General features: G+C 50.2%; 2 rRNA genes. Both read right to left on the bottom strand.

What is annotated here, in order from left to right:
• Window positions 1-89: ribosomal RNA gene (gene rrf, locus CM54_RS12195) — 5S ribosomal RNA — on the bottom strand; the annotation flags it as partial.
• 69 nt (window positions 90-158) lie between these two features.
• Window positions 159-2,945: ribosomal RNA gene (locus tag CM54_RS12475) — 23S ribosomal RNA — on the bottom strand.
• Window positions 2,946-2,951: the final 6 nt, after the last annotated feature.

The raw sequence follows: 2,951 nt of genomic DNA, 5'->3' as shown, positions 1-2,951 counted from the left end.
ACGTAAGCCCGACTACCATCGGCGCTAAGGAGCTTAACTTCTGTGTTCGGCATGGGAACAGGTGTGACCTCCTTGCCATTGTCACCAGACAAATGAATGTGTTATACATTCAAAACTAGATAGTAAGTAATGATTTTGCGTCGCAAAACATTTTAATATTGATTAAGTCTTCGATCGATTAGTATTCGTCAGCTCCACGTGTCACCACGCTTCCACCTCGAACCTATTAACCTCGTCATCTTCGAGGGATCTTATAACCGAAGTTGGGAAATCTCATCTTGAGGGGGGCTTCATGCTTAGATGCTTTCAGCACTTATCCCGTCCATACATAGCTACCCAGCTATGCCGTTGGCACGACAACTGGTACACCAGAGGTATGTCCATCCCGGTCCTCTCGTACTAAGGACAGCTCCTCTCAAATTTCCTACGCCCACGACGGATAGGGACCGAACTGTCTCACGACGTTCTGAACCCAGCTCGCGTACCGCTTTAATGGGCGAACAGCCCAACCCTTGGGACCGACTACAGCCCCAGGATGCGATGAGCCGACATCGAGGTGCCAAACCTCCCCGTCGATGTGAACTCTTGGGGGAGATAAGCCTGTTATCCCCGGGGTAGCTTTTATCCGTTGAGCGATGGCCCTTCCATGCGGAACCACCGGATCACTAAGTCCGTCTTTCGACCCTGCTCGACTTGTAGGTCTCGCAGTCAAGCTCCCTTATGCCTTTACACTCTGTGAATGATTTCCAACCATTCTGAGGGAACCTTTGAGCGCCTCCGTTACCTTTTAGGAGGCGACCGCCCCAGTCAAACTGCCCGCCTGACACTGTCTCCCACCACGATAAGTGGTGCGGGTTAGAAAGCCAACACAGCTAGGGTAGTATCCCACCAACGCCTCCACGTAAGCTAGCGCTCACGTTTCAATGGCTCCTACCTATCCTGTACAAGCTGTGCCGAATTTCAATATCAGGCTACAGTAAAGCTCCACGGGGTCTTTCCGTCCTGTCGCGGGTAACCTGCATCTTCACAGGTACTATGATTTCACCGAGTCTCTCGTTGAGACAGTGCCCAAATCGTTACGCCTTTCGTGCGGGTCGGAACTTACCCGACAAGGAATTTCGCTACCTTAGGACCGTTATAGTTACGGCCGCCGTTTACTGGGGCTTCGATTCGTGGCTTCGCAGAAGCTAACCACTCCTCTTAACCTTCCAGCACCGGGCAGGCGTCAGCCCCTATACATCACCTTACGGTTTAGCAGAGACCTGTGTTTTTGATAAACAGTCGCTTGGGCCTATTCACTGCGGCTCTTCTGGGCGTGAACCCTAAAGAGCACCCCTTCTCCCGAAGTTACGGGGTCATTTTGCCGAGTTCCTTAACGAGAGTTCGCTCGCTCACCTTAGAATTCTCATCTTGACTACCTGTGTCGGTTTGCGGTACGGGCACCTGTTATCTATCTAGAGGCTTTTCTCGGCAGTGTGAAATCAACGACTCGAGGAAACAATTTCCTCTCCCCATCACAGCTCAGCCTAACGAGTGCCGGATTTGCCTAACACTCAGCCTTACTGCTTGGACGTGCACTCCAACAGCACGCTTCGCCTATCCTACTGCGTCCCCCCATCGATTAAAACGATACTAGGTGGTACAGGAATATCAACCTGTTATCCATCGCCTACGCCTGTCGGCCTCAGCTTAGGACCCGACTAACCCAGAGCGGACGAGCCTTCCTCTGGAAACCTTAGTCAATCGGTGGACGGGATTCTCACCCGTCTTTCGCTACTCACACCGGCATTCTCACTTCTAAGCGCTCCACATGTCCTTGCGATCATGCTTCAACGCCCTTAGAACGCTCTCCTACCATTGTCCGAAGGACAATCCACAGCTTCGGTAATATGTTTAGCCCCGGTACATTTTCGGCGCAGTGTCACTCGACTAGTGAGCTATTACGCACTCTTTAAATGATGGCTGCTTCTAAGCCAACATCCTAGTTGTCTGGGCAACGCCACATCCTTTTCCACTTAACATATATTTTGGGACCTTAGCTGGTGGTCTGGGCTGTTTCCCTTTCGAACACGGACCTTATCACCCATGTTCTGACTCCCAAGTTAAATTGATTGGCATTCGGAGTTTGTCTGAATTCGGTAACCCGAGAGGGGCCCCTCGTCCAAACAGTGCTCTACCTCCAATAATCATCACTTGAGGCTAGCCCTAAAGCTATTTCGGAGAGAACCAGCTATCTCCAAGTTCGATTGGAATTTCTCCGCTACCCTCAGTTCATCCGCTCACTTTTCAACGTAAGTCGGTTCGGTCCTCCATTCAGTGTTACCTGAACTTCAACCTGACCAAGGGTAGATCACCTGGTTTCGGGTCTACGACCAAATACTCAACGCCCTATTCAGACTCGCTTTCGCTACGGCTCCACATTCGCTGCTTAACCTTGCATCAGATCGTAACTCGCCGGTTCATTCTACAAAAGGCACGCCATCACCCATAAACGGGCTCTGACTACTTGTAAGCACACGGTTTCAAGTTCTCTTTCACTCCCCTTCCGGGGTACTTTTCACCTTTCCCTCACGGTACTGGTTCACTATCGGTCACTAGAGAGTATTTAGCCTTAGGAGATGGTCCTCCTAGATTCCGACGGAATTTCACGTGCTCCGTCGTACTCAGGATCCACTCAAGAGAGAATATGTTTTCGACTACAGGATTATTACCTTCTTTGATTCATCTTTCCAGATGATTCGTCTAACATGTTCTTTTGTAACTCCGTATAGAGTGTCCTACAACCCCAACAAGCAAGCTTGTTGGTTTGGGCTCTTCCCGTTTCGCTCGCCGCTACTCAGGGAATCGATTTTTCTTTCTCTTCCTCCGGGTACTAAGATGTTTCAGTTCTCCGGGTCTGCCTTCTGACATGCTATGAATTCACATGTCGATAACATGACATAACTCATGTT

It is taken from the genome of Staphylococcus sp. TE8, from assembly GCF_000692055.1.
GTDB classification, from domain to species: Bacteria; Bacillota; Bacilli; order Staphylococcales; family Staphylococcaceae; genus Staphylococcus; species Staphylococcus capitis.
The sequence above is the reverse complement of the archived record's forward strand: the minus strand, read 5'-3'. Positions and strand labels throughout refer to the sequence as shown.